This is a genomic window from Actinoplanes octamycinicus, from assembly GCF_014205225.1.
Classification (GTDB): domain Bacteria; phylum Actinomycetota; class Actinomycetes; order Mycobacteriales; family Micromonosporaceae; genus Actinoplanes; species Actinoplanes octamycinicus.
Genome location: NZ_JACHNB010000001.1, coordinates 7,530,793 through 7,553,309 on the forward strand (window position 1 = coordinate 7,530,793; position 22,517 = coordinate 7,553,309).

The 22,517-nt window shown below is 72.8% G+C and carries 25 protein-coding genes; 9 read left to right on the forward strand and 16 right to left on the reverse strand.

The features are described from left to right. Positions 1-3 precede the first annotated feature (3 nt). The 6 genes from BJY16_RS33975 to BJY16_RS33995 are packed head-to-tail and all read right to left on the reverse strand — an operon-like array spanning position 4 to position 5,494. Positions 4-951, reverse strand: a complete 948-nt coding sequence (locus tag BJY16_RS33975; protein WP_185043645.1) for a hypothetical protein — start codon at positions 949-951, stop codon at positions 4-6. Further along, entirely contained in the window at positions 951-1,991 is a 1,041-nt protein-coding gene (locus BJY16_RS33980) for a hypothetical protein (protein ID WP_185043646.1), read from the reverse strand. Before BJY16_RS33980 ends, BJY16_RS33975 begins: the two co-directional genes overlap by 1 nt. Continuing rightward, positions 1,988-2,110: a hypothetical protein gene (locus BJY16_RS47785; protein WP_260418345.1), complete on the reverse strand. Its 123-nt coding sequence runs from the start codon at positions 2,108-2,110 to the stop codon at positions 1,988-1,990. Before BJY16_RS47785 ends, BJY16_RS33980 begins: the two co-directional genes overlap by 4 nt. Beyond that, entirely contained in the window at positions 2,107-2,427 is a 321-nt protein-coding gene (locus tag BJY16_RS33985) for a PadR family transcriptional regulator (RefSeq protein ID WP_185043647.1), read from the reverse strand. The genes BJY16_RS47785 and BJY16_RS33985 overlap by 4 nt, the downstream gene beginning before the upstream one ends. 45 nt (positions 2,428-2,472) lie before the next feature. Beyond that, positions 2,473-3,201 (reverse strand): tyrosine-protein phosphatase, encoded by a 729-nt coding sequence (locus tag BJY16_RS33990; protein ID WP_185043648.1) that lies wholly within the window; start codon positions 3,199-3,201, stop codon positions 2,473-2,475. 40 nt (positions 3,202-3,241) lie between these two features. Continuing rightward, positions 3,242-5,494, reverse strand: a complete 2,253-nt coding sequence (locus tag BJY16_RS33995) for an ATP-binding protein (RefSeq protein WP_185043649.1) — start codon at positions 5,492-5,494, stop codon at positions 3,242-3,244. 123 nt (positions 5,495-5,617) lie between these two features. Between BJY16_RS33995 and BJY16_RS34000 the strand changes: the two genes are divergently transcribed. Beyond that, positions 5,618-6,040, forward strand: coding sequence for a hypothetical protein (locus BJY16_RS34000; protein ID WP_185043650.1), 423 nt, complete (start codon positions 5,618-5,620; stop codon positions 6,038-6,040). After that, a complete protein-coding gene (locus tag BJY16_RS34005) occupies positions 6,037-7,032 on the forward strand; it encodes an o-succinylbenzoate synthase (RefSeq protein WP_185043651.1) in 996 nt (331 codons plus the stop codon). The genes BJY16_RS34000 and BJY16_RS34005 overlap by 4 nt, the downstream gene beginning before the upstream one ends. Positions 7,033-7,059: 27 nt before the next feature. Here BJY16_RS34005 and BJY16_RS34010 read toward each other — a convergent pair whose 3' ends face one another. The 5 genes from BJY16_RS34010 to BJY16_RS34030 all read right to left on the reverse strand — a co-directional run bounded on the left by BJY16_RS34010 (position 7,060) and on the right by BJY16_RS34030 (position 10,243). Continuing rightward, complete coding sequence (locus tag BJY16_RS34010; RefSeq protein ID WP_185043652.1) at positions 7,060-7,908, reverse strand: LLM class F420-dependent oxidoreductase; 849 nt, start codon at positions 7,906-7,908, stop codon at positions 7,060-7,062. 103 nt (positions 7,909-8,011) lie between these two features. Beyond that, positions 8,012-8,788, reverse strand: coding sequence for a hypothetical protein (locus BJY16_RS34015; protein ID WP_185043653.1), 777 nt, complete (start codon positions 8,786-8,788; stop codon positions 8,012-8,014). Between the two features lie 143 nt (positions 8,789-8,931). Beyond that, on the reverse strand, positions 8,932-9,339 hold the full coding sequence (locus BJY16_RS34020; protein ID WP_185043654.1) for a FliH/SctL family protein: 408 nt from the start codon (positions 9,337-9,339) through the stop codon (positions 8,932-8,934). Continuing rightward, positions 9,329-9,565 (reverse strand): hypothetical protein, encoded by a 237-nt coding sequence (locus BJY16_RS34025; RefSeq protein ID WP_185043655.1) that lies wholly within the window; start codon positions 9,563-9,565, stop codon positions 9,329-9,331. The genes BJY16_RS34020 and BJY16_RS34025 overlap by 11 nt, the downstream gene beginning before the upstream one ends. 39 nt (positions 9,566-9,604) lie before the next feature. Continuing rightward, positions 9,605-10,243, reverse strand: coding sequence for a hypothetical protein (locus BJY16_RS34030; RefSeq protein WP_185043656.1), 639 nt, complete (start codon positions 10,241-10,243; stop codon positions 9,605-9,607). A gap of 165 nt (positions 10,244-10,408) precedes the next feature. Here BJY16_RS34030 and BJY16_RS34035 point away from each other — a divergent pair, with 165 nt between their 5' ends. Further along, positions 10,409-11,614 (forward strand): MFS transporter, encoded by a 1,206-nt coding sequence (locus tag BJY16_RS34035; RefSeq protein ID WP_185043657.1) that lies wholly within the window; start codon positions 10,409-10,411, stop codon positions 11,612-11,614. A gap of 140 nt (positions 11,615-11,754) precedes the next feature. Next, entirely contained in the window at positions 11,755-12,300 is a 546-nt protein-coding gene (locus BJY16_RS34040) for a putative immunity protein (protein WP_185043658.1), read from the forward strand. On the opposite strand, the gene BJY16_RS49030 is transcribed toward BJY16_RS34040, so the two are convergent. Continuing rightward, positions 12,289-12,429: an SEC-C metal-binding domain-containing protein gene (locus BJY16_RS49030; protein ID WP_203759192.1), complete on the reverse strand. Its 141-nt coding sequence runs from the start codon at positions 12,427-12,429 to the stop codon at positions 12,289-12,291. The two genes, BJY16_RS34040 and BJY16_RS49030, sit on opposite strands and share 12 nt — an antisense overlap. 161 nt (positions 12,430-12,590) lie before the next feature. After that, a complete protein-coding gene (locus tag BJY16_RS34050; protein WP_185043659.1) occupies positions 12,591-13,505 on the reverse strand; it encodes an NADP-dependent oxidoreductase in 915 nt (304 codons plus the stop codon). A gap of 144 nt (positions 13,506-13,649) precedes the next feature. On the opposite strand from BJY16_RS34050, the gene BJY16_RS34055 reads away from it, so the two are divergent. From BJY16_RS34055 to BJY16_RS34065, 3 genes are read left to right on the forward strand one after another with little or no spacing between them, the layout of a single operon-like run. Continuing rightward, complete coding sequence (locus tag BJY16_RS34055) at positions 13,650-15,344, forward strand: hypothetical protein (RefSeq protein ID WP_185043660.1); 1,695 nt, start codon at positions 13,650-13,652, stop codon at positions 15,342-15,344. Beyond that, positions 15,341-17,365 carry a tetratricopeptide repeat protein gene (locus BJY16_RS34060; RefSeq protein ID WP_185043661.1) on the forward strand — a complete coding sequence of 675 codons (2,025 nt, stop codon included), beginning with the start codon at positions 15,341-15,343 and terminating at the stop codon, positions 17,363-17,365. Before BJY16_RS34055 ends, BJY16_RS34060 begins: the two co-directional genes overlap by 4 nt. Beyond that, the gene (locus BJY16_RS34065; RefSeq protein WP_275408096.1) at positions 17,365-17,889 is read left to right on the forward strand and encodes a CHAT domain-containing protein; all 525 of its coding nucleotides are present in this window, start codon (positions 17,365-17,367) and stop codon (positions 17,887-17,889) included. The genes BJY16_RS34060 and BJY16_RS34065 overlap by 1 nt, the downstream gene beginning before the upstream one ends. Before the next feature lie 15 nt (positions 17,890-17,904). Here BJY16_RS34065 and BJY16_RS34070 read toward each other — a convergent pair whose 3' ends face one another. From BJY16_RS34070 to BJY16_RS34080, 3 genes are read right to left on the reverse strand one after another with little or no spacing between them, the layout of a single operon-like run. Beyond that, positions 17,905-18,615, reverse strand: a complete 711-nt coding sequence (locus BJY16_RS34070; protein WP_185046803.1) for a sulfite exporter TauE/SafE family protein — start codon at positions 18,613-18,615, stop codon at positions 17,905-17,907. Positions 18,616-18,671: 56 nt separating this feature from the next. Beyond that, a complete protein-coding gene (locus BJY16_RS46675) occupies positions 18,672-19,328 on the reverse strand; it encodes a helix-turn-helix domain-containing protein (RefSeq protein ID WP_203759194.1) in 657 nt (218 codons plus the stop codon). Positions 19,329-19,332: 4 nt separating this feature from the next. Next, positions 19,333-20,838, reverse strand: coding sequence for a carboxylesterase/lipase family protein (locus BJY16_RS34080; RefSeq protein ID WP_203759195.1), 1,506 nt, complete (start codon positions 20,836-20,838; stop codon positions 19,333-19,335). Positions 20,839-20,978: 140 nt separating this feature from the next. On the opposite strand from BJY16_RS34080, the gene BJY16_RS34085 reads away from it, so the two are divergent. Together BJY16_RS34085 and BJY16_RS34090 are read left to right on the forward strand one after the other, a co-directional pair. Then, the gene (locus BJY16_RS34085) at positions 20,979-21,302 is read left to right on the forward strand and encodes an ArsR/SmtB family transcription factor (RefSeq protein ID WP_185043662.1); all 324 of its coding nucleotides are present in this window, start codon (positions 20,979-20,981) and stop codon (positions 21,300-21,302) included. 56 nt (positions 21,303-21,358) lie between these two features. Continuing rightward, the gene (locus BJY16_RS34090) at positions 21,359-22,399 is read left to right on the forward strand and encodes a cation diffusion facilitator family transporter (protein ID WP_185046806.1); all 1,041 of its coding nucleotides are present in this window, start codon (positions 21,359-21,361) and stop codon (positions 22,397-22,399) included. Positions 22,400-22,517 lie beyond the last annotated feature (118 nt).

The following is a 22,517-nucleotide window of genomic DNA, read 5'->3' on the forward strand; positions in this document are numbered from 1 at the left end:
CGGTCAGCGCTCCCGGCCCAGGCCCGGATGGGCGGGGCCGCCGAGCTGGGCGGAGATCCGGTCGAGCACCGTCCAGTGCGCGGCACCGTCCCGCTCGATCTGCGGATCCTCGTCGTGCGCGTCATCCCAGGCGCCGGCCAGGCCGGCCAGTTCGCTCGCCGCTGTGGCCCACTCGTCGCCGGTCAGGGTCACGGTCGCTTCCCGACCGGAAAGCTGTTCGCGTACGTCCGCAGCGATCCGTCGCAGCCGGTCACTCGCCTCCCCCGGCCCGCCGTCGAAGTCGTCGGGACCCTCGTCCGGTTCGTCGAAGATCTCCAGGAACAACCGCCACTGCCGAGCCGGCAACGTCACCGGATAGCGGCGGGCGGGATCGACCCCGAGCTCCAGCACCGCGTCCAGGTCGGTGGCGTCCCGCAGATCCAGCAGCCCGGCCGCGACGGTGAACTCGCACCACGGCGACCAGCCCAGCTCCGGCACGTCGAGGCCGGTGCCACGGACCCGCCACCGGTACGACTCCCCCGGCCCCAGCTGGTCCAGCTCGGCCACCGCGGTCCGGTCCGGCTCCACCGGCACGCCGATCATCTCCGGCTCGGTGGCGCCGTCCAGCGGCACCAGCTCGAAGGTCACCTCACCGGGCATCCGGTCGAACGCCGCCGACAACCTCGGCGTGGTGGTGCGGACGACCGGGCGCCCCGGCCCACCGACACATCCCGGCACCCCGTCGACGGCCAGCCGGGTGGCGACCGGCTGGAACGCCAGCCCGGCCACCGAGGGCGGCGGCGCGTCGGTGTCGATCACCAGGACCGAGCAGAACGCGGCCTGCTCGGCGCGGCAGAACGCTTCCGGATCGAGGCGGGGCGGGTCGCCGTACGACGGCCCGGGCAGCAACGCCGCCGCGACCGCGACCGATGCGGCGACCGCGACCGCCCGCCGCATCGATCTCCTGCTCATCAGCCCTCGCGGTCCGCTCCGTCGTCCAGGTGCCGCGGCCACGCCGCGACCAGGGCGGCGGCGACCGCGACGAGCCCGGCAACCGTCCAGGTCACAACCGGGATCTCCTCGCCCGGACTGTAGACGATGTAGGGATAGGGCGAACCGTGCGCGTAGACCATCACCTGGTAGGCGTCCCGCAGATGCGCGTAGGCCGGGACGGCCGCCAGCGCCGCGGCCACCACGCCCGCCCCGGTCGCCACCCGCCGGCGGCGCGGCCCGCTGGCCCGCACCCAGGCGGCGAAGGCGGCCGCGGCCAGCCATCCGGCGAGCGCGCCGGCGACCAGCCCGGCGACAGTCAGCGGGCGGATCACCGCCGTCTCGCGCGGCCACACCTCGGTGGCCCAGGAGACCGGCCCGGCCCGGCCCTGATCGGCACCCTCGCCCATCATCGAGCCGGTGCCCTGCAGCTTCAGCCCACCCTTGACGGCCGTGTAGTAGAGATCTCGGGTCGGCGTCGTCGTGGCGCCCCAGTCCGTACCGAAACTGGTGATCGCCTTGCCGTCCCGGATCTGGAACGACGTGATCCGCCAGCCGGCCGCGGTCAGCGCGGCCCGCAGCCGGTCGGCCGACAGCTCGGCGGTCCCCTCCGCCCGGACCAGTGCGTCCGGGCCCTGCATGGCCGACCCCTCCCGGTAGACGGCGGCCGGCGCCGGCATCCCGGAGATTGCCGCGTTGAGCTCGCGCAACTCGCTGTCCGACGGGACCGGGGCGGCCGTCTGCCAGCCCAGCCAGGTCCCGGCCGTCGCGCCGAACGCGCCCAGCACCACCGCGGCGACCAGCGCGCCGGCCCAGGCCAGCGGCCGCCGGGCGGGCAGCCGGAAGCGCTGGCGCAGGCCGCTGAGCACCAGGTGCAACGCCTGGCCGCGGGTCGGCGCGCCACGGCCGGCCGCGGCCATGTCCATCAGCGTGGTGATCATTTCGGCGCCGCGGTGGGCGCGGTAGGCCTTCGGGTACGCCCGGAGCAGCCGCTGGTAGCGCAGTTCCATCCGGTCGCTCATCGGATACCGCCTTCGCTCTTCGGCGCGATGCCGTCGTCTGTCGTGGTGCCTTCGCCCATCGGGACGCCTTCGCTCATCCGGGCGCCGCCCTCGCCCGCCGGGGCGACGCCTTCGCTCATCGGGCACCGCCGAAGGCCAGCCGCAAACGGGAAGCGGCCGCGTCCGCGTTGCGCCGCAGCCGTTTCACCTCGGTCGCGAGCGCCGTCGTGCCGGCGTCGGTGAGCCGGTAGTAGCGGCGCAGCCGGCCGTCGACCGCCTCCTCCCGATCGACCTCGATCAGGCCCTTCTCGGTCAGCCGGTCGAGGGCTCCGTAGAGCGTGCCGGGCCGCAGCACGACCTCGCCCTGCGACATCTGCTCGACCGCGTGGATCACGCCATACCCGTGTGCGGGCTCCGCCGCCAGGGCGGTGAGGATCAAGAACGTCGGTTCCTGCATGGACCGGAACACTACGTCTGCCGATATATAACGTCAACCGTAGTATCAGCCGGCGACGAGATGCCTCCGGACCGCGGTCACATCCTCGGCGGCCAGCCCGGCCGCTCGCAGCCGCGCCTCCACGTCCAGATCGGCCAGCAGGTCATCCAGCACGGCGGCGATCGTCGTACCCCGCCGGGCCAGACTCGCCGCGACCGGATCCGCGCCGGCGTCATGCTCGAAATAGTGGCGCAGCCGTTCCTCGCTCACCGCGTAGTCGGCCACGATCGCCTCCGCGGTCACCCCGGCCAGCGCGAGCAGCAGCAGCGAGATCAGGCCGGTGCGGTCCCGCCCGATCCCGCAGTGCACCACCACCCCACCGGTCGGCGCGGCCCGGGCCACCGCCGCGACCGCCGCCGCGCACCGGTCCGCCTTGTGCTCCAGGAACGGCCGGTAATAGAGCGGCGTGCCATCCATCTCGGAGTCGACGCACCGATACCAGAAGTCCGCGTCCCCGTTGTCGTCCAACGGCACGGTCACCACGGCGATCCCGTCCGGCCGGGACACCGCGCCCGCCCGCTCGCCGTCCTCCCTCTCGTCGTCCTCCCTCAGGTCGACAACGGTCCGCACGCCATAGTCCCGCAGCGCCGCCCACCCACCCGCACTCAGCCGATCCAGGTTGTCCCCCCGGACCACCGCCCGCCACCTGGTCCGCCGCCCGTCTCGGGTCGGCAGCCCACCGAGGTCACGGATGTTGAAACAGCCCTCCCAGTCCAGATGCCGATCGATCTCCATCGTCGGAAGGTATCAATTCGCGGCCGGACCGGGCGCCGGCTCACGCACCCGATGCAGCGTCCGGCCCGGTAACGACGCCGAGCAGCGCACGGATGCCATCTGCCCGGATGTCGCCCAACCGGTCGAAGATCGCAAGAGCCTCTCGCCACATGGCCGCGGCTTCTTCGCGGAGCCCGGTTCCCGCCACCACCGTTCCCAGACGTTCCAGGGTCTCTGCCTGTCCGACCGCATGACCGATCCGCATCCGGCAATCCAGTGCCCGGCGGTAGGCGTCGATCGCGCCAGCGGTGTCCCCGAGTTCCTCGGTGATCGACGCGACGAGATGGAGGGCATGCCCTTGCCCGAAGAGGTAGCCGATCTCAGTGTGGATCTCCAAAGCCTGGCGGTATCGACGCAATGCTTCGCGACGCCGGCCGTTTCGCTGCAGATACTCACCCATGCTGATCAACGTCGCGCCTTCGCAGTAACGGTTTCCCGCGGCGCGATGGAACCGCATGGAGGCTCGGTAGACCTCCTCGGCCTCCTCGGAGCGGTCGAGCTTCTCCAACACTCCGGCCATGTGATGCAACGATTGACCCTCGCCGTAGGCATCACCCAACCGACGGCGAATCACCAACGCCTGCTCGAGGTAGCCCAAGGCGACCTCGTATTGTCCGGTCTCCTTCGCTCCGATCCCGAGATTGCTCGCGAGCCATCCTTCGGCGAAGGCGTCACCGATGATCTGCGCCGACCGCAGACCGAGGTCGAATGTGGTCATGTAGTCGTTCCAGTGACTACGGAGACGGAAGTAGGTGAAGGCGAATAGAGGCAACCGCCACGCGATGGTGTGCAGCCCCCTCTCCCCAGCGGCCCTGGTTGTCTCCACCAGATTGACCCGCTCGAGCTCGAACCAGTCCAAAGCCTCAATGGGCGCACCGAAGACTCTCTGCTGACGTGGCCGCTCGGCTGGATCGATGCTCGGCCGGCGCCGGTGCTTGTTCAAGATGGTGTCCGCCTGCTCGGCAGTACACAGATACCACTCGGCGAGCCGTCGCTGCGCCGCGCCTCGGTCGGACCGGCTGGACTCCTTGGCCACGAGTTCCTGCGCGTAGAGCTTCAACAAGTCGTGCATCCGGAACCGCCCCGGTCGCGGCTCTTCCAGAAGACTGACATCACGCAGGATCCGAAGGGCCTTCTGTGCCGCACGTCGTGGCCGCGACAGTAAGGCAGCGGTGGCCCAGGCATCGATCGCGGGTCCCGGATGCAAGCCGAGCAAGCGGAAGACTTGCTGGAGGTCCGCCTTGAGGGCCTGATACGACCATGAGAAGACCGCGCGGATCCGCGCTTGGTCATAGTCCGTGTCACTCAACTCGTCCAGGCAATGTGCTTGGAGTTCCCGAACCGCATCGGCGAGGCAGTCGTAGGAGCCGTTCGACACCCTCTCGGCAGCGATCTTGATGGCCAGTGGCAGGAAAGCGCATTTCTCGACCAGCGCTTGAGCCTGAGCAGCCTCCGCGTCGACCCGCTCCGGTCCGACGATGCGCCCGAACAACTCGAGTGCCTCGTTCGAATCCAGGACGTCCAGGAAGACGCGGGGCACATTCTCGAGCGCCGCGATGCCGGACAAGGTGCTGCGGCTGGTGATCAGAACGAGGCTTGAGGAGGTGCCCGGAAGCAGCCCGGCAATCTGGTCGCTGCGTCCGACGTTGTCCAGGACGATCAGCAGGCGCTGACCCGCCACCAGGGAACGGAAGAGCGCCCCCTGCTCCTCAGCGGTTCTCGGGATCTGCAGGGGCGCCACACCGAGCGCTCGGAGGAGCTGCCCGAGCGCCTCGGACTCGGTCATGGGAGAACGCGCGTCGTAGCCACGCAGGTTCAGATAGAGCTGACCATCCGGGAATCGATCCGCCATGGCATGCGCCCAGTGCAGCGCGAGCGCCGTCTTGCCGACGCCCGCGGTTCCGGCCACGGCGGTGATGACGACCGGGCCGGGCTCGGCGAGTGGCGGCGCATCGAGCAGGCCGTCCAGCAGCGCCACCTCAGTCGCACGGCCAGTGAAGTGGGCAGGAGCCCGGGGAAGTTGCCGGGGCAGCGGTGGCGCCGGCAACGACGGCGGGTGTAGATGCACGATGGCCGCTTGCACCACCGAGCCCTCCACCGCAGAGTTGATCTGGTTGATGACTGTCAGACTCCCGCCGTCGGGCGGGTCGAGGGCCGCTACAGCACCGGGGTCGCTGCCCTCCACCGATCCAGCACTCCCCGCGGGCTCACCGGGATCGTCACGGGGAGTGATGGCATCCGACGGCATACTCATGACTCACTCCGAGATGGTCAGCTTCGATGCCCAGCTGGCTGACATATCGTAAGGTTCTGATTACTGAAAGTCGATACTTGGTTACTCCGACCCTAGTGGTGAACAAGCAGCCGGGAGACGAACATGGATCCGATCAGTCTGGCGATCGCCGGGGCGGTAGCCGCCAAGGGTGCCGAAATGGCCGTCCAGCAGACTCCCGATGCGTGGCGGCGCTTCGTCGCCTTCGTCCGCGACCGGCTTTCCCGAGAGGACCGCGGGGCTGAGCTGCTGACCGCAGCGGAGGCCGACCAGAAACCGGTGGTCGTGGAGGCTCTCGCTGAGGAGATCACCCGGCTTCGGCAGGCTGACCCGACATTCGATCGCGCTCTTCAGCAGCAGTGGACCGCCATCACCGTCGCACCGCAGACCAGGTCGAACCAGGCGACCAACATCGTGACCGGGAGCGTCGGCGGGCATCTCGTGCAGGCCACGGAGATCTCCGGCGGTGTTTCCTTCGGGCCCGCCGAGCGGACCGGAACGCCGTCGGCGCAGGAGCCTCCGCGATGACCGGTGGCACCTTGCCCTTCGATGAGGTGTGGGTCTACGAGATACCCATGCGCACCCGCTTTCGTGGGCTCACCACACGCCAAGGAGTCGTGGTCCGGGCGGGCGACCGATGGGGCGAGTTCTGCCCCTTCCTGGAGTACGACGACGAGGAGTCGCAGTCCTGGCTCGACGCCACGATCGAGGCGTGCAGCGGATCCTGGCCGGCGCCGGTGCGCGAGACCGTCCCGGTGAACTGCATCATTCCGGCCGTGGATCCGGCGCAGGCACACCACCTGACCCGGTCTTCTGAATGCCGGACCGCCAAGGTGAAGGTGGGCAGCCATCCCGCCTCCCTGAACGAGGACCTGGCCCGCGTCGAGGCCGTTCGTGACGCCTTGGGCCCGACGGGTGCACTGCGCATCGACGTGAACGGCGCCTGGGACGTCACGGAGGCGGTTCGCAACATCGGTTTGCTCGATCGGAGTGCCGGGGGTCTCCAATACGTCGAACAGCCGTGTCAGACGATTGACGAGTTGGCTTCTGTCCGTCGCCGGGTGGATGTCCGGATCGCAGCCGATGAGTCGATCCGCCGGGCCGCCGATCCCCTTCGCGTTTCACTGGCGGGAGCGGCCGACGTAGCTGTCGTCAAGTGCGCGCCGCTCGGCGGAGTACGACGAGCGCTGGAGATCATCGAGCAGACCGGCCTGCCCTGCGTCGTGTCTTCGGCCCTGGAAACGAGCATCGGGCTGGTCTCGGAGCTCTTTCTTGCCGCGGCCCTCCCCGAACTTGACTTCGCTTGCGGCCTCGACACGCTCGCCCTGTTCGAGGGCGACCTCACGACAGCGGAGGGGGCGATCCGTCCGCGAGCGGGTGTCCTACGTGTGCCGGACCGGCCACCCGCCCCGGATCCCGGCTTGCTGGCCCGATATCGCGTCGCTGACCCCGTTCAGGAGAAGCATTGGCTGTCCAGGCTGTCACGGTTGGGTGCGGGGTCAGCGACAGTCAAGCCATGAGAACCGGGACGGCGTCACACGGCACCGTCACGGTGTGCCACGCAGGCTGAGTTGGACGGCCAGGGACCGCAGCGCCGGAAGGATGTCGTCGGTGGCCGGCTGGACCTGGACGCACACGTGGTCGGCGCCGGCGTCCAGGTGGGCCCGGACGGCGGCAGCCAGCCTGGGCGCGTCGCCGTGGGCGACGATCCGGTCGACCAGTTCGTCGCTGCCGTCGCCGGCCAGGTCCGCGTCGGTGAAACCGGCCCGGCGCATGGTGCCGGCGTAGTTCGCCAAGGTCAGATAGCGGGTGAGGAACACGCGGGCGCTGCGCCGGGCGGACACCGGATCCGGGTCGAGGACCACGGTCTGCTCCGGGGCGATCAGCGCGTCCGGGCCGAGCACAGCCCGCGCCTCCGCGGTCTGCGACGGCACCGTCAGGTACGGATGGGTACCGGCGCTGCGCTCGGCCGCCAGCGCCAGCATCCGCGGGCCGAGCGCCGACAGCACCCGCGCCGTGGCTGGCACACCCCGCTCGTCGAGCACGTCGAGATAGCGGGCCATCGCGTCGACTGGACGGACCCGCTCCGGCGTGGCCTCCCGGTGCCCAGACCCGATCCCGAGCAGCAGCCGCCCCGGATGGCGGGCCTCGATCCGGTGGAACGAGCCGGCCAGCTCGGCCGCGTCGGACATCCAGATGTTCACGATCCCGGTCGCGACGACAAGCGACGACGTCGCGTCCAGCAGTTCCTCGGCCACCCGCAGGTCAGCGCCCGGCGAGCTGCCCAGCCAGACCGCGCCGTACCCCAGCCCCTCGATGGCCGCGGCCATCTGCCGGTCGACGGCCTGCACGCCGCGCCACACCCCGACCCTGCCCAGCCGCCCACTCCCGATCACGCTTCGGACCTTACGCCCGCCCGTAGGCGGTCCGCACTGACCATGAAGGGGTCTTGCCCATGCATCGCTGTCGGGGCGAGACCGTCCGCAGGTCCGGCGATCTCTAAGTCCACATCACCGGGTTGCCGGTGGTCAGGGAGGCGGCGCACAACCGGCGCAGAGCGCCCACGATGAAGCTGTAGTCGGCCGCCGTGCGCGGACGGGACTCGACCGCGAAGTGCTGCGGCGGCTCTGGGAGGAAGCTGCCGATCGGCGACATCTCCAGGCGCAGGAGCTGCCCGTCCGCCGCCAGTTCCAGGTACCCGCCCGGCAGCACCCGCTGCGAGAAGCGCATCGCGCGGAACCGGACCGTCGGCGAAGATGCCGTCTTGTCCACCACGAAGAAGCCGTGCGGATCCACGCCGACCTCCTGGTCCGGGCCCAGGATGAACACGCCGCCGTAGCTCTCGATGTAGCTGTACAGCGGCCGCCCGCTCCCCTCGTCGACCAGCACCGTCTGATCGGTGAGGCGCGCCGCCCGCTCGAAGTGGTCCAGTTCGGCGACGACCCGCGGCACCGCAGCGACCGGGATCTGCCCGCCGTTGCTCCGCGGCATGACGCCGAGCAGCGTGCCGAACGAGCCCGCCTCCCGCAGCGCCTGCTCGAACGAGCGCACCCCGGACCACGCGCCCAGATGCTCGTCGGCCAGCTCCATGCCCTCGTGCGCGCAGCCGTGCCGCACCCACTCGTCGACCGCGTCGTGCGCGTCCGCGGTCTCCCGGCTCCACGGTGCCAGCAGGCCGATCCGGCCGTCCTCGTCGAACCCGACCGGTCCGACCGGCGGCGGGACTGCCAGGCCGTCCTGCCAGCAGCGGCAGTACACGAACGCGTCGAGTGTCACGGGCGACAGTATGGAGGGATCGACGGCGGTCCACTCCGGGGGGATGGTCCACGGCGGTCTTCGCCTGTTGCGCCTGCTGCCGGCCGTCGCGGCGGCGCTGGCCTGCTGCCGCTGGTCGCGCTGGATTTGTTGCAGGAGCGCGGCTACCGCTGACCCTCTCCGCTCTGTTCGAGTTCGAGTTCGTCCAGGGTCACACCGTTCACGACGCGCTCCAGATTCGCCTTGTAATCATCAGACACGAGTTTTCGCGCCAGCGCGCCCAGGCCGGCGACATCCCCGAACCGCACTTGCAGCGCAACCACCATGGCCCGCACCAGGCCCTCTTCGCGTCCTTCTTGAAGTCCTAGTCTCCGGCCGCTCTCGTGGCCCTCCAGGCGGCCCTGACTCAAACCTTTCTCGTGACCTTCTTGGCGGCCTAAGCTCAGAGCTTCGTCCTGGCTTTCTTGACGGCCTAGCTTCATACCTTCCTGCTGACCTTGCTGGCGGCCCAGTTCCCGGTATTTCTCAGCAATCTCGCGCCCGGCTTCTGTCTTCTCAAGATCAAATCCCATACCCATCACTCCTCAACGCCTCAATAACTTGCTCGGCGAGGTCGTCCTCGGCGAGCATGCTGAGATCGAGCAGAACCAACCGCTCCTCCGGATTGGTCAGTGCGGCGATCCGCTCGGCCACCCGATCGGCGACGTCGGGTGGCCGCCTGCTGGACCAGAGCGCGAGCGGAGCCAGCGGACTCGCCAGCAGCGCACCGGTTTCGACGGACCCCCACTCAGTTGGCACTCCGCAACTGTACGCGGGACCAGTGACGGACGACAAGGGTCAGGACACCGTTTGAGGTACGCCTGACCCGTCCGCTGTGGACACCAACGCCGCCACCGACAGCAGTTCGCGCGTCCGGCAGTAGGCGGCGTAATCCTCGTCATACAGGCCGCCCGCCAGCCGTTCCCCGAGTTCCCGCACCACCCCGGCCAGCCGCTCCCGCTCAGCGTCGCCGAGCGGCCCACCCGCCGCCAAGCACGCACCCACGCAGGAATCCACCGCCTCCACGGCCGGATCTTCCGACCTCCGCAACTCCTCCAGCCGCTTGCGCCGCCAATACGTCAGCGCGTGCAGCGCCCCGTCCCGCGGCGCGCCGTACCAAACCGCCGGCTTGTGGTTCGGGTTCCGCTCCCCCGGCCGGGGGCTGCGCTGCCCGTGCCGCTTGGCCTCCGCGCGCGCCGCCGCGTACTCCCGCAGGTCCGCATGCCATCCGGCCCGGCTGGCCCGCAGCGCGTCCAGCGCCCGCAGCAGCGCCGCCTCGTCCCGGTCGAACCTGCCGGCCCGCTCCCGCAGATAGTCCAGCGTGGCGTGATACCCGAGCGGCCGGTACAACTGCACGCACGACCGCAGGGCCGAGACCCGCCACCGGAACGGCACCGCCGGATCCCGCACCCGCCGCGCATAAGCGCTGAAACTCACCCGGCCAGATTAGGGCGTGCCTCGTAGCCCGGCCGGGGGCGCGGCGTGGCCAGGAGCGCGCCCGGCAGCGTCCGCCGCGCAGGTTCGGAAAATGATTTGACGCCACCGATATTCTGATCCTCCGTGCTCGGGAGGGGTCCTGTCCCTCTCGACCAAGGACCGCACATGCGCCGGGCCAACGCCCTCACCTTCCTCCTCGTCACCGTCTTCGTCGACATGCTCGGCCTGGGCCTGATCGTGCCGATCGTGCCCGCCCTGCTCACCGAGCTGACCGCCGGTCCGGCCCGGGCCGTGCTCTGGTCCGGCCTGCTCGGCACGGTGTTCGGCCTGTTCCAGTTCGCCGCGTCGCCGCTGCTCGGCCGGCTGTCCGACCGCTACGGCCGGCGGCCGGTGCTGCTGCTCTCGCTGGGTTGTCTCGGCGTCGACTGGCTGGCGCACGCGATCGCCGGCAGCCCGTGGGCGCTGCTCGCCGTGCACGCCCTGGCTGGTGCCTGCGCCGGCACGAACACGGTGGTCAACGCGTACATCGCGGATGTCACCCCGCCCGAGCGGCGGGCCCGGGCCTTCGGCCTGATCGGCGCCGCCTTCGGTCTGGGCTTCGTCGCCGGGCCGACGATCGGCGGGCTGCTCGGCGCGGTCGACGTGCGGTTGCCGTTCTTCGCCGCGGCCGCGCTGTCTTTCGCGAACCTCGCCTACGGCCGGTTCGTGCTGCCCGAGTCGCGGCCCGGTGACCGCACCACGCCGCTCACCCTGCGCACCACGAACCCGGTGAGCGCGATCGCCGCGGTGCTGCGCCGCCCGGTTCTGGGCCGGCTCGCCCGGGCCCGGCTGTGCGCCGACATCGCCCGGATGATCCAGCAGGCGACCTGGGCGTTCTTCCTCACCTTCCGGTTCGGCTGGGGCACCGCGCACGTCGGCCTGGTGATCGCCGGGACCGCGCTGGCCGGCGCGCTCTTCCAGGCGCGGGCCGTCGGCCCGGTGGTCCGCCGGTTCGGCGAGAAGCGGACCGCGATCGGCGGCGGCCTGCTCACCGTCACCACCTTTGCCGGTACGGCCTTCGCGTCCACTCCGGCGCAGCTCTACCTCCTGCTGTCGGTCGGCGTGCTGTCCGCGGCCGGCGGCGCGGCAGCCCAGTCCTGGATCTCGGCCACGGCCGGCGCGGACGAGCAGGGCACGGTGCAGGGCGCGCTGTCCGCGATCGGGGCGGTGGCCGAGACCGCGGTGCCGCTGACGGCAAGCGCTGCGTTCGGGGCGCTCCTCGCGTACGGAAAACCGGGGTTGATCTTCGTGGTGGCCGCGATCTTCGCAGCGGCCTCGACCACCTTCTTGGCCCGCACGCCGATCGACGCGAAGCGAGAAGCGCGGCCCTGAGGTCACGGTCCGCCCGGGTGCGGATCGACGATTTCCGGTACGCCCGGAGCCGTGGCGCCGAAAGGGGTCCGTCGTGGTCTCCGGCATGTCCGCAAGCACGGCGCCGGGCGGGGTGGATCCGGTGGTGAAGGATGGGCGGCATGACGGAGAACGCCGCCACGGTCCCGCTCACCCTGGACGAGCTGCGCGCCGTCACCGGCTTCGCGGTGGCGTGCGCGCGGCCGGCGCTGGAGATCTACGAGCACGCGTGCCCGGGCGATCCCCGGCCGCGTGCCGCGATCGAGGCGGCGGAGCAGTTCGCCGGGGGCGCCAAGCGGACCCGGCTGCTGCGGGACTGCGCCTTCGCCGCGCACCGGGCGGCGCAGGAGGCGCGGGACGCCGGCCGGGCCGCCGCCCACGACGCGGCCCGGGCGGCCGGTCACACGTGTGGCGCCGCCTTCCTGCACCCGCTGGCCAAGCCCACCCAGGTGATCCACATCCTGGGTGCGGCGGCCAGCGCGGCCCGGGCGATCGAGCTCACCTCGGGCGACCCGGCCGCCGCCCTCGCCGAGGCCGGGAAGCTCGCCTCGCCGGTCGTGATCGACGTGTTGCGACGCTATCCCGCCGCCCCGGAGGGCGGCGGGCGCGTCGGCGAGCTGGTCCGCAGCCTGGACACCGCGCTGCGGACCAGTCAGTCACGCACGTAGTAGTGACCGTTGGTGTCGTCGAATCTGCCGCCGGCCCGGCAGCACCGGCGGAAACCGCCGCCCGGAGCCGCAGGGGCACGGGTCTTTGCCGCCGAGTTTCTCGATCAGTTCTTTGTCCTGCCCGACCACCCGGTCGCCTCGCTTGACCTGGGTCTCACTAGAGGGAACCCCCGGCGGCGTTTGCTGGTCGGCTCAAAAGGACGTCTCGTCGTGGTACATGATGGCCTCCTCGTTTGGCGGGTCGCCGCACGCTATTGGATGCCCGCCGGGCCCCGCGACCGATATTCCGATCAGTCGACGACCAGGGCCACCTTGCCGCGCACGTGGCCGGATTCGACCAGGCGGTGGGCGTCCGCGGCGCGGCTCAGCGGGATGCTGTCGGCGACCTCGATCCGGAGCCGGCCCTCGGACCAGAGCCGGGTCAGGTCGTCGAGTTTGGCCACCGTGCGCTCGCTGCTGATCCGGCGGATGCCGAGCTTCGCGGAGCGGGCCCAGTCGGCGATCGTGACGATCCGGTCCGGGACGCCGAGCAGTTCCAGCGACACGTCCAGGGCTTCGCCGCCGATCGCGTCGAGCGCGCAGGTGATGCCCTGCGGCGCGGCGGCCCGCACCCGGTCGGCCAGGCCGGGTCCGTAGCTGACCGGGGTGGCGCCGAGCGAGCGCAGGTAGTCGTGGTTGCGCTCGCTGGCGGTGCCGATCACCCGGGCGCCGCGGACCGCGGCGAGCTGGACGGCGTAGGAGCCGACCCCGCCGGCCGCGGCGTGGACCAGCAGGGTGTCGGCCGGGCCGACCCGCAGCTCGTCGAGCGCGGTGCAGGCAGTTTGTCCGGAAGCGGTCAGCACGCCGGCCTCCGCCCAGGACATCTTCTCCGGTTTCCGGGCGACCTGGCCGGCCGGCACCACCACCGCCTCGGCATAGCCTTGCAGGCTGAGGAAGGCGATCACCTCGTCGCCGGCGGCGAAGCCGGTGACCCCCTCGCCGACCCGGTCCACGACGCCGGCCACCTCGTTGCCGAGCCGGATCGGGAAGGGCAACGGCCGATAGGTGGCGAGATCTCCCCGCCGGGTGGCGCAGTCGATCGGCTGGACCCCGGCCGCCCGGACCCGGATCCGCACCTGGGCGGCGCCCGGTTCCGGGTCCGGGATCTCCGCGAGACGCAGTACCTCCGGGCCCCCGTACTCGTCGAATACCACGATCTTCGCCATCTGCCCTCCGTCGGCGCAGCTTTCCGGTCACGGTCGTCAGCACCGTAAAACCTCAACGTCGGTTGAGCTCAAGCCCTGATTCTCGGACGGGGTCGCCCGTCCGCAGGATCACGCAGGGCATCCGCGTGGCTACGCTTCTGCCCCATGCTGACCTGCGTCGCCGCCGCGGTGGTGGCCCTGCTGGCCACCGTCCTGCGGGGCCGCCGGGTCCGGTTGTCCGCCACCGGTCTGCTGCGCGACCTGGTGCTCGGGGTGGTCGTGGCGGTCGCGGCCACGGTGGCCCTGCTGCCGGTCCTGGACCGGATCCCGGCCGGCACCACGGCGCTGCGGCTCGGCATGACGCTGCCGGCCGTCCTGCTCGGACTGACCGGCGCCGTGACGATGGCGACCGCCGGGTCGCTGACCGCCTGGGTTCTCGCCCCGGACGCACCGGCCGGGCAGTACTTCTTCCTGCCGCTCGGCGCCGCCGTGCTGGCCCGGTTCGTGCTGCTCGGACCGGCCCGGATGGCCGCCGTCCGGGACCTGCTGCGGGACGGCCGGCCGCGGATCCGGCAGGCGCTGCTGTGGACGGTGGCCGCCGCGCTGGCCGTCGCCGCGGTCGTCACCACGACCTGGGTCCTGCTCGCGGTCGCCGCCGGTTACGCGCTCTGGTTGCGCCGGATCGCCGGGCTCCCGGCGCCCTGGCTGCGGCAGCAGGCCCGGTTCGAGGCAGGCCGGGTGGCCGCGATCGCGGTGGTCGCGTTCGGACCGTTCGGGGCGGCGCTGGTGGCGACGCTGGACGCGGCGCCGGCCTGGCAGGTGATGCTCTGCGCGCCGCCGCTGGCCCTGGCTCTCCGCTTCGTGGCCGGGATCCGCGGCCGGGCCGGCACCCGCTCGCTGGTGGCGGCGGTGCTGGTGCAGGGTGGGCTGCTGGCCGCCCTGCTGGCGATGCGGCACCCGGGTGCGCCCGCCCTGACCGGCACCGCCCTGGTGATCCTCGCGGCCGATCTCCACCTGCACTACCGGTACGGCGCCGCGCCGCTCTACGCCCGGGTCGTCACCGACCTGATCGGCCTGAACCCGGTCTCCCGTGCCGGGCTCCTCGACGAGTGGGCCGGCCGCCGCGGCCGGGACGGCAGCCTGATCGTGCACCTGATCGGGGCCGCCAACCAGGGTCTGGCCGATCCGCAGCGGGCCGGCGCGGCCCGGGACGCCGCCACGCTCGGCGGCGCGCTGCGCGGCAACGACGACGACACCGGCTGGGCGGACATCGCCGACGAGGCGATCGAGGCGGTGGCCGGGACCGGCCGGGACGTCCGGGTGTTCCGCTACCACCGGGCGCAGCACGACGTGCTGGCCGCCCGGCGGGACAGCGACCCGGCGGGCGCGGTCGAGGCGTGGCGGGAGGCGGTCGCCGCGCTCGGCGGGACCGGCCTGGCCGGGCTGCGGCAGGCCGCCGAGACGCAGCTGGCCCGGGCGCTGTTCGCCGCCCGGCGGGACGACGAGGCCATCGCGCTGCTGGACGCGATGCTGGCCCGGCCGGACCTGGTCCCGTACGCGAGAATCGACGCCTGCCTGGTCCGCGCCCTGGCCGCGGTGATCGACGACGATCCGCGGTCCGCGGAGCGGCTGCGGGCGCAGGCCGCCGCGGTCCGGATCCGGCCCCGCGACCGGTGGCGGTGCCGGGCCGAGGCGCGGACGCTGCTGGCCGGCAGCTCCGGGCGGTGGCTGCGCGCCCCGCGGGAGATCGAGGGTCAGTTGCGCTGGTTCCGGCGGCTGTTCACGCTGCCGGACTTCGATCCGGGGCGGGTGCTGCAGATCTGGGAGATGTCCGGCAGCACCAGCGCGGAGCCACGGTGACTGCCCCGGACCCGGAGCGGATCATCCGGATGCTGCAGTCGTTCGGCAACGACGACCCGGCGGTCGGGCCGATGGCCGACCTGGCCGAGGCGATGCGCTGCCGGATGAACGACGATCTGACCGGCGCCCGGCGCGCCGCCGACCGCGCCCTGTCCCGGATGGAGGGACGGCCGCTGACCACCCCCGGATACGCCGAGACGCTGCGCGCGCTGGCCAGCATCCAGCGGCAGCTCGGCCGGTACGCCGAGACCAAGCGTCTGCTGGAACTCTGTCACCAGGCGCTGGCCGCCACCGACGGCCCGGAGGCGGCCACCACCGAGACCGCGCTGCGCGCCCTCGCCGACGCGCACTGCCTGCTCGGCGAGTACGACGAGGCGATGACCCGGTGCCGCCAGGCCCTGGCGATCACCGAGCCGGAGCAGGGTCTCGCGCACGGCTTCGGGTTGCAGTTGCTGGCCCGGATCCACTCCGCGCTCGGCGACGTGGCGGCCGCCGACCGGGCGAACCGGGCCGCCGCCGTCCTGCTGCGCCGGCACGGCCTGGCCGGGCACGTCGCGGCGAACCTCAGCCAGGCCGGCATCTACCAGGCCAAACAGGGCAACGCCAAGCGGGCTGTCCGGCTCAACCGGCGGGCGCTGCGGATGCGCATCCGGGAGTACGGGCGGCAGCACTCGGCGACGGCGGAGAGCCTGGTCACGCTGGCCATGGCGTACGGGCACGCGGGCCGGACCCGGCGGGCGCTGCGGCTGACCCGGCGGGCGATCCGGGTCTACCGGGCGGCGGGCGCCGACACCGACGCGTTCCGGCTCGCCTCGGCGCTGATCGACGCCGGTCAGCTCGGTTTCGACCTGCGCCGCCGGACCGCGGCCGCGGACACCGAGGCAGGGCTGGAGCTGGCCGTGCGTACCGCCGGCGACCACGATCCGCTGGTGGTCCGCGGGCTGGTGCTGCGCGGCCGGCTGCGCGCCCGGGCCGGCGACCGGGCGGCCGCCCTCACCGACCTGCTCACCGCTGCCGACCGGCAGAACCGGCTGTTCGGCCCGGTCTTCGGCGCCACCCCGGAGCCGGGCCGGCTGCGGTTCCTCGCCGAGGCGCGGAGCGGGGTGCGGGACTGGCTGCTGGAGGCGCTGCTCGACGGCGGCGCGGAGCGGGGCCCCGAGGTGCGGGCCACGCTGCGCCTGGTGATCCAGCGGACCGGCCTGACCTTCGAGGCGGCCGCCCGGGAACGGGCCGCGGTGCTCGCCGGCGGCTACCCGGAACTGGCCGACGACCTGGCCCGGCTGGCCACCCTGGACCAGCAGCTGGCCGGCGCGCTGGTCGGCGCGGGCAGCGTCCCGGCGGCCACCACCCGGGACCGGCTGCGCGCCCGGGCGGCGATCGAGGAGCGGATCGCCACCACGGTCCGCGAGGCCCGGCCGTCGGCGGCGCTCACCGGGCTGGCCCTGGCGGACCTCGCGGCCGCGCTGCCGTCCGGGTCGTGCCTGGTGCAGTTCGTCCGCTACGCGCACCGGGGACTGGCCGGGATCGATCATGCAGCGGCTCGCTATGCGGCCTTCTGCCTGCCGGCCGGGGACGCGGCGGGAACCCGGGTGGTCGACCTCGGCGACGCACGGCCGATCGAGGTGGCGATCGAGGCCTATCGTACGGTCGTCGTCCCGGGCGACGACCGGCCCGACCGGGAACGGTGGCGCGTCACGGGCGACGAGGTGTACCGGGCGCTGATCGCCCCGCTGCCGACCGACGCCACCCGCCTGGTGATCGTCCCGGACGGGCTGATCCACCGGGTGCCACCGGCGACCCTGCCCGGCCCGGACGGCCGCCCGCTGGTGGCCACCCACACGATCAGCCACCTGACCAGTCCCCGGGACCTCCTGGCCGGCCCAGTGCCACCCCCGGCTGAGGCCGGGGCCGCGGTGATCCTGGCCGATCCGGACTTCGGCCCGACGATCCGCATCTGCGCCGCGCCGCCCTCCAGCGGGTCTTCACCCCGCTGCCCGGCACCGCCCGCGAAGCCCGCCTGATCGCCGGCCTCCTCGGCGTCACCCCGCTGACCGGACCCGCCGCCACCAAGTCCGCCCTGCGCCGCGATCCCCCGCCGACGATCCTGCACCTGGCCACCCACGGTTTCGTCCGGGCCGAGTCCGACGGCCCCACCCAGCGGGTCACCGCCGGCCTCGGCCTGGCCGGCGCCAACACCCCGGACGCCGACGGCATCCTCTCCGCCGAGGAGATCACCCACCTCGACCTGCGCGGCACCCGCCTGGTGGTCGCCTCCGCCTGCGAGACCGCCCTCGGCCGCATCCACGACGCCGAGGGCGCCTTCGGCCTGCACCGCTCCTTCGCCATAGCCGGAGCCGCCGCCGTGGTCGCCTCCCTGTGGAACGTCCCGGACCGCCCCACCGCCCGCTTGATGACCCGCTTCTACCGGGCCTATCTGCGTTCCGGCTCCGCCCCCGAAGCCCTGGCCGAAGCCCAGCGCGAAGCCGCCGCCCAGAATCGACCCGCCACCGAATGGGGCGCCTTCATCTGCCACGGAACCCCATGACGGCGGTGCGCCCGGTCACCAGAACCGGTGTGCGTAGAAGAGCGTCAGCAGCACGCCGCCGGCGATCACCACGGCTCGGACGGCGGTCGCCGGGATGCGGCCGCTGATCCGGCCGCCGAGCCAGCCGCCGGCCACCGCGCCGGCCAGCACCGTCACCGTGGCCGGCCAGGCGACCAGCCCTTTCGCCACGAAGACGGCGACCGCGGCCAGGGTGGCGGCGGAGGCGAGGATGTTCTTGCGGGCGTTGACGCGCCGGGCATCGCGGTCCGGGCCGAGGGCGAGCAGCGCGGACAGGATCACGCCGAGCGCCGCCCCGAAGAACCCGCCGTAGGCCGAGGCCAGCAGCAGCCCCGGCGCGGTCGCCACCCGGACACCGCGCAGCCGCGGCGCCACCGCGAACAGGGCGGTCGCCACCCCGATCAGTACCGGCACCACGGCCGGGAACCGGCCCGTGGGCAGCACCAGCAGCAGCCCCGACCCGCAGATCCCACCCAGGATCGACAAGCCGATTTGGGTACGCAGCAACCGGTCCACCGGCGGCCGGTGGACGTGATCGGCCACCGCGGCGAGCAGGTGGCTGGGCGCGAGCGCGACAGCGTTCGACGCGTTGGCGACCACCGGGGTCAGCCCGGTCGCCATCAGCGCCGGAAAGGTCAGCAGCGTCGCGCCACCGGCCAGCGCGTTGACCATCCCGCCGAGCAGCCCGGCGGCCAGGAGAGCGAGCATTCCCACCCGCCGGATGCTGCCCGCCCGCACCCCGGCCCGTCTGGAACGAAAGTGCGCTACCGGCCGGGAACGGCGGTGACCCGATAGTCCCCGGGCGTGGCCCCGAAGGCCGCGCGGAACTGCCGTCCCAGGTGGCTCTGGTCGGCGAACCCGGCCAGCACCGCCGCCTCCGCCGGCGCCACCCCGTCGCGCAACAGGCGCCGCGCGACGTTGAGCCGGGCGACCACCCGGAAGGCGTGCGGCGTCATCCCGGTCTCCCGGGCGAAGCGCCGGATCACCGTCTCCCGCGAGATCCCGAAGCGTGCCGCGAGCTGCCGCAGGTCCACCCGGCCGGCCGTGACCGCCGCGACCAGCTCGGACGGTGCGACGGGCGGCCGGGACCGCACCGGGTCGGGCGAGGGCTCCCCGGTCGGCACCACCAGCGGCACGTCGCCCAGGCTGTCGCCGAACAACTCCGGCGGCAGGTAGACGTTGACGCTGTCGTCGCCGGGCGCCATCGGCAGCGTGGCGTGCGGCAGCAGCGCCGGGATCACGATGGTCCGCCCGGCGGCCGCCCGCACGACGCCGGTCCGGGTGCGGAACGCGCGTTCCCCCGCCGTCACCACCGTCAGCTGCACCGACTCGTGGAAGTGCGGACCCACCGTCAGCGCACCGGACCCGACCGTCCGGGCGATCTCGACGTCGCCGGCCAGGGTGTACCGCCACCGCCGCATCCGGTCACCCTAACGACTTCCAGAGCCCGCAGTGGTGCTCCCGGCCCAGGTCGACGTCACCGTCCACTCCGGCGGCGATGGCCCGTACCGAAGCATCGCTCTTGAATCGGGACCAATCGGTCCGTCCGGTGGCGGCGAACCGCGACCAGATGTCGATCATGCGGTCCGCCAGCTCCGGCTGCGGGGTCCCGGCCAGCCACCAGGTGTCGAAGAGGAAGGCCAGCTCGGCGCCATGGAACGCGCCCCACGGGTAGCCGGTCGAGGGGGCCGGTCCGTGCCGCTCGGCGAACTCGTAGGCGTAGGTCGGCGTCCGCCGGGCGAGCAGCTGGTCACCGGCCAGCGTCGGGCAGGCCCAGATCCGGTCGGTGGCCACCGCGGCCCAGGCCAGCGCGGGCGTCGGATAGCTCGACACCGGGTAGGCCGCCGCCACCTGCCCGGCCCGCTCGCCGAACGCCGTCCGGAGCATCCCGGCGTACTGGTCCGGCGTCACCTGCAGGCCGGCCAGGAAGCCGCGGTGCTCGTCGAGGTTGCTGCCGGACAGCACCGGCACCCGCGAGAAGGCGCCCCGGCGCAGCGCCTCCGCCGGATGGTGCGGCAACACCCCGGTCCCGTAGGCCGGGGTCGCGAACGCCTTCAGCCCGACACCCGGGGTCGCGTCCAGCAGCGCCGCCACCGGCTGACCGCGCAGGCACCCGATCGCGTCCGCGCCACAGCCGAAACCGGCCGCCAGCCGCTCGCCGGCCGACCGCACAGCGGCTACCGGCGACCACTGTGAACCGGCGCCGACGTTCGGGTAGAACAGCTCGGCCGGCCAGTCCACCAGGCACGATCCGGATTGGATGATCGCCCGCTGGAACAGTCCGGCGGCGCCGGGCGAGGTGAGCTGGGCGCAGACGCTCATCCCGCCGGCCGACTGCCCGGCGAGCGTGATGTTGCCCGGATCGCCGCCGAACGCCGCGGCGTTGCGCCGTACCCAGCGCAGCGCGGCCTGCTGGTCCTGCAGCCCGAACGTGCCGGAGCCGGCCAGCCCGGGCAGGCCGAGGTAGCCGAGGACGCCGAGCCGGTAGTTGACGGTGACCACCACGGCGCCGCCCCGGACGGCCAGCCGGTGCGCGTCGTACATGCCGCCGGACCCGGTCTGGAAGCTGCCGCCGTGCAGCCAGACCACGACCGGCCGGCGGGTCCGGCCGTCCCGGGGCGCGGTCACGTTGAGGTAGAGGCAGTCCTCACCGCTGGGGCTCTCCGGGTCGGCCGGGAGCTGCGCGCAGGCCGGGCCCGCGGAGGTAGCCGGCCGGACGCCCGGCCAGGGGGTCACCGGCTGCGGCGCCCGCCAGCGGAGGTCGCCGGTCGGCGGGGCGGCGTAGGGGATGCCCTCGAAGGTCCGGTAGCCGTCGTGGTCCACGCCGCGGATCACCCCGGCGTCGGTGCGGACGACGTCCGCGCTGCTGGCGGCCGTCGGCGTCGCGGGGGCGAGCAGCGCGGCCGCCAGGACCGCAATGCACATTCTCATGCGTCGAGCCTGGCCATGACGCCGCGGCGCCGGATCAACCCATCGATAATCTGTTGGTGGATGTCCGCTCCACCAGTCGGCGGAGCGGATTTCTCGATTCAGCTCACGCTGAATACAGGTCCTGCTGTACTGTCGGCCGGGTGGAGACCGTGACCCATGCCGCGGTGCTGGCCAGATTCGGTCATGCGCTGTCCGATGCGACCCGCACCCGCCTGCTGCTGGCGCTGCGCGACGCGCCCGGCTACCCGGCGGAGCTCGCCGACCTGCTCGGCGTGACCCGGCAGAACCTGTCGAACCATCTGGCCTGCCTGCGCGGCTGCGGCCTGGTGGTGGCCGTCCCGCAGGGCCGCCGGACCCGGTACGAGCTGGCCGACGCGCGGATCCGGCACGCCCTCGACGACCTGCTCGGGCTGGCACTCGCGGTCGACCCGGCCGCCTGCGCGGACCCCGAGGACGTTCGCTGATGTGCACACCACGGCGGCGGACCGCTCCGGCGGCGCACGGGAGGGAGATCGAGCCGATGGGCGGCCACGACCACGACACGCCCGCGCACGGGCATGGGCCCGAGCACGGGCAGGGACAGGTCCACGGGCATGGGCAGGGCCACGGGCATGGGCAGGGCCACGGGCACGGGCATTCTCATGGCGTCAGCGCCGACGCCGACCGGCGCTGGCTGGTCGCCGCGCTCAGCCTGATCACCGTCTTCATGGCCGGCGAGGTGGTGGTCGGGCTGATCGCCCGGTCGCTGGCGCTGCTCTCCGACGCCGCGCACATGCTCACCGACGCCGCCGCGATCGTCCTGGCGCTGATCGCGATGCGACTCGCGGCCCGTCCGCCGAGGGGCGGTTTCACGTACGGGCTGAAGCGCGCCGAAATCCTCTCCGCCCAGGCCAACGGCCTCACCCTGCTGCTGCTCGGTGGCTGGCTCGGCTACGAGGCGGTGCACCGCCTGCTCGACCCGCCGGAGGTGGCCGGCGGCCTGGTCGTGGCGACCGCCGCGGTCGGTGTGCTGGTCAATGTCGGTGCCGCCTGGTGTCTGTCCCGCGCCAACCGGAGCAGCCTCAACGTCGAGGGCGCCTTCCAGCACATCCTCAACGACCTGTTCGCCTTCATCGCCACCCTGATCGCCGGCCTGATCATGGTGTTCACCGGCTTCGTCCAGGCCGACGCGATCGCCTCGCTGATCGTGGTCGCCCTGATGGCGGTGGCCGGCGTCCGCCTGCTCCGCGACTCCGGCCGGATCCTGCTGGAAGCCGCCCCGCCCGGCGTCGACGTGGACGCCATCGGCGCCGAGCTCGCCGCCGTCCCGGCCGTCACCGAGATCCACGACCTGCACCTGTGGCAGATCACCTCCGGCCAGACCGCCCTGTCCGCCCACGTCCTGGTCGCTGACCACGCCGACTGCCACAACATCCGCCGAGCCCTGGAGCACCATCTCCAGTCCGTCCACGACATCCGCCACACGACGTTGCAGGTCGACCACGCAGCCGACGCCGAACCCCACCCCGAACCCCACTGCGACGAGTCCCACGGCCCCACCCACCGCAGCGTCCCCACCTGATCCCCGCCCCGCACCCGCCGCCCAACCCGCGCCCCCGCCGGCCCTTCGCGCCCAGCCCGACCGCTGCGCGAGGCGGGCAGTGATCTCGGACCGCAGCGCGCCTCACGACCGTCGGCTG

Coding starts and splice junctions, on each gene's coding strand:
- BJY16_RS34040 (WP_185043658.1), top strand. CDS start 11,755: ATGACGGAGAACGCCGCCACGGTCCCGCTCACCCTGGACGAGCTGCGC.
- BJY16_RS34090 (WP_185046806.1), top strand. CDS start 21,359: ATGGGCGGCCACGACCACGACACGCCCGCGCACGGGCATGGGCCCGAG.
- BJY16_RS34050 (WP_185043659.1), bottom strand. CDS start 13,505: ATGGCGAAGATCGTGGTATTCGACGAGTACGGGGGCCCGGAGGTACTG.
- BJY16_RS33990 (WP_185043648.1), bottom strand. CDS start 3,201: ATGGAGATCGATCGGCATCTGGACTGGGAGGGCTGTTTCAACATCCGT.
- BJY16_RS33975 (WP_185043645.1), bottom strand. CDS start 951: ATGAGCAGGAGATCGATGCGGCGGGCGGTCGCGGTCGCCGCATCGGTC.
- BJY16_RS34070 (WP_185046803.1), bottom strand. CDS start 18,615: ATGCTCGCTCTCCTGGCCGCCGGGCTGCTCGGCGGGATGGTCAACGCG.
- BJY16_RS46675 (WP_203759194.1), bottom strand. CDS start 19,328: ATGCGGCGGTGGCGGTACACCCTGGCCGGCGACGTCGAGATCGCCCGG.
- BJY16_RS34000 (WP_185043650.1), top strand. CDS start 5,618: ATGGATCCGATCAGTCTGGCGATCGCCGGGGCGGTAGCCGCCAAGGGT.
- BJY16_RS47785 (WP_260418345.1), bottom strand. CDS start 2,110: ATGAGCGAAGGCGTCGCCCCGGCGGGCGAGGGCGGCGCCCGGATGAGC.
- BJY16_RS34020 (WP_185043654.1), bottom strand. CDS start 9,339: ATGGGATTTGATCTTGAGAAGACAGAAGCCGGGCGCGAGATTGCTGAG.
- BJY16_RS34055 (WP_185043660.1), top strand. CDS start 13,650: ATGCTGACCTGCGTCGCCGCCGCGGTGGTGGCCCTGCTGGCCACCGTC.
- BJY16_RS33985 (WP_185043647.1), bottom strand. CDS start 2,427: ATGCAGGAACCGACGTTCTTGATCCTCACCGCCCTGGCGGCGGAGCCC.
- BJY16_RS33995 (WP_185043649.1), bottom strand. CDS start 5,494: ATGAGTATGCCGTCGGATGCCATCACTCCCCGTGACGATCCCGGTGAG.
- BJY16_RS34005 (WP_185043651.1), top strand. CDS start 6,037: ATGACCGGTGGCACCTTGCCCTTCGATGAGGTGTGGGTCTACGAGATA.
- BJY16_RS34080 (WP_203759195.1), bottom strand. CDS start 20,838: ATGAGAATGTGCATTGCGGTCCTGGCGGCCGCGCTGCTCGCCCCCGCG.
- BJY16_RS33980 (WP_185043646.1), bottom strand. CDS start 1,991: ATGAGCGACCGGATGGAACTGCGCTACCAGCGGCTGCTCCGGGCGTAC.
- BJY16_RS34035 (WP_185043657.1), top strand. CDS start 10,409: ATGCGCCGGGCCAACGCCCTCACCTTCCTCCTCGTCACCGTCTTCGTC.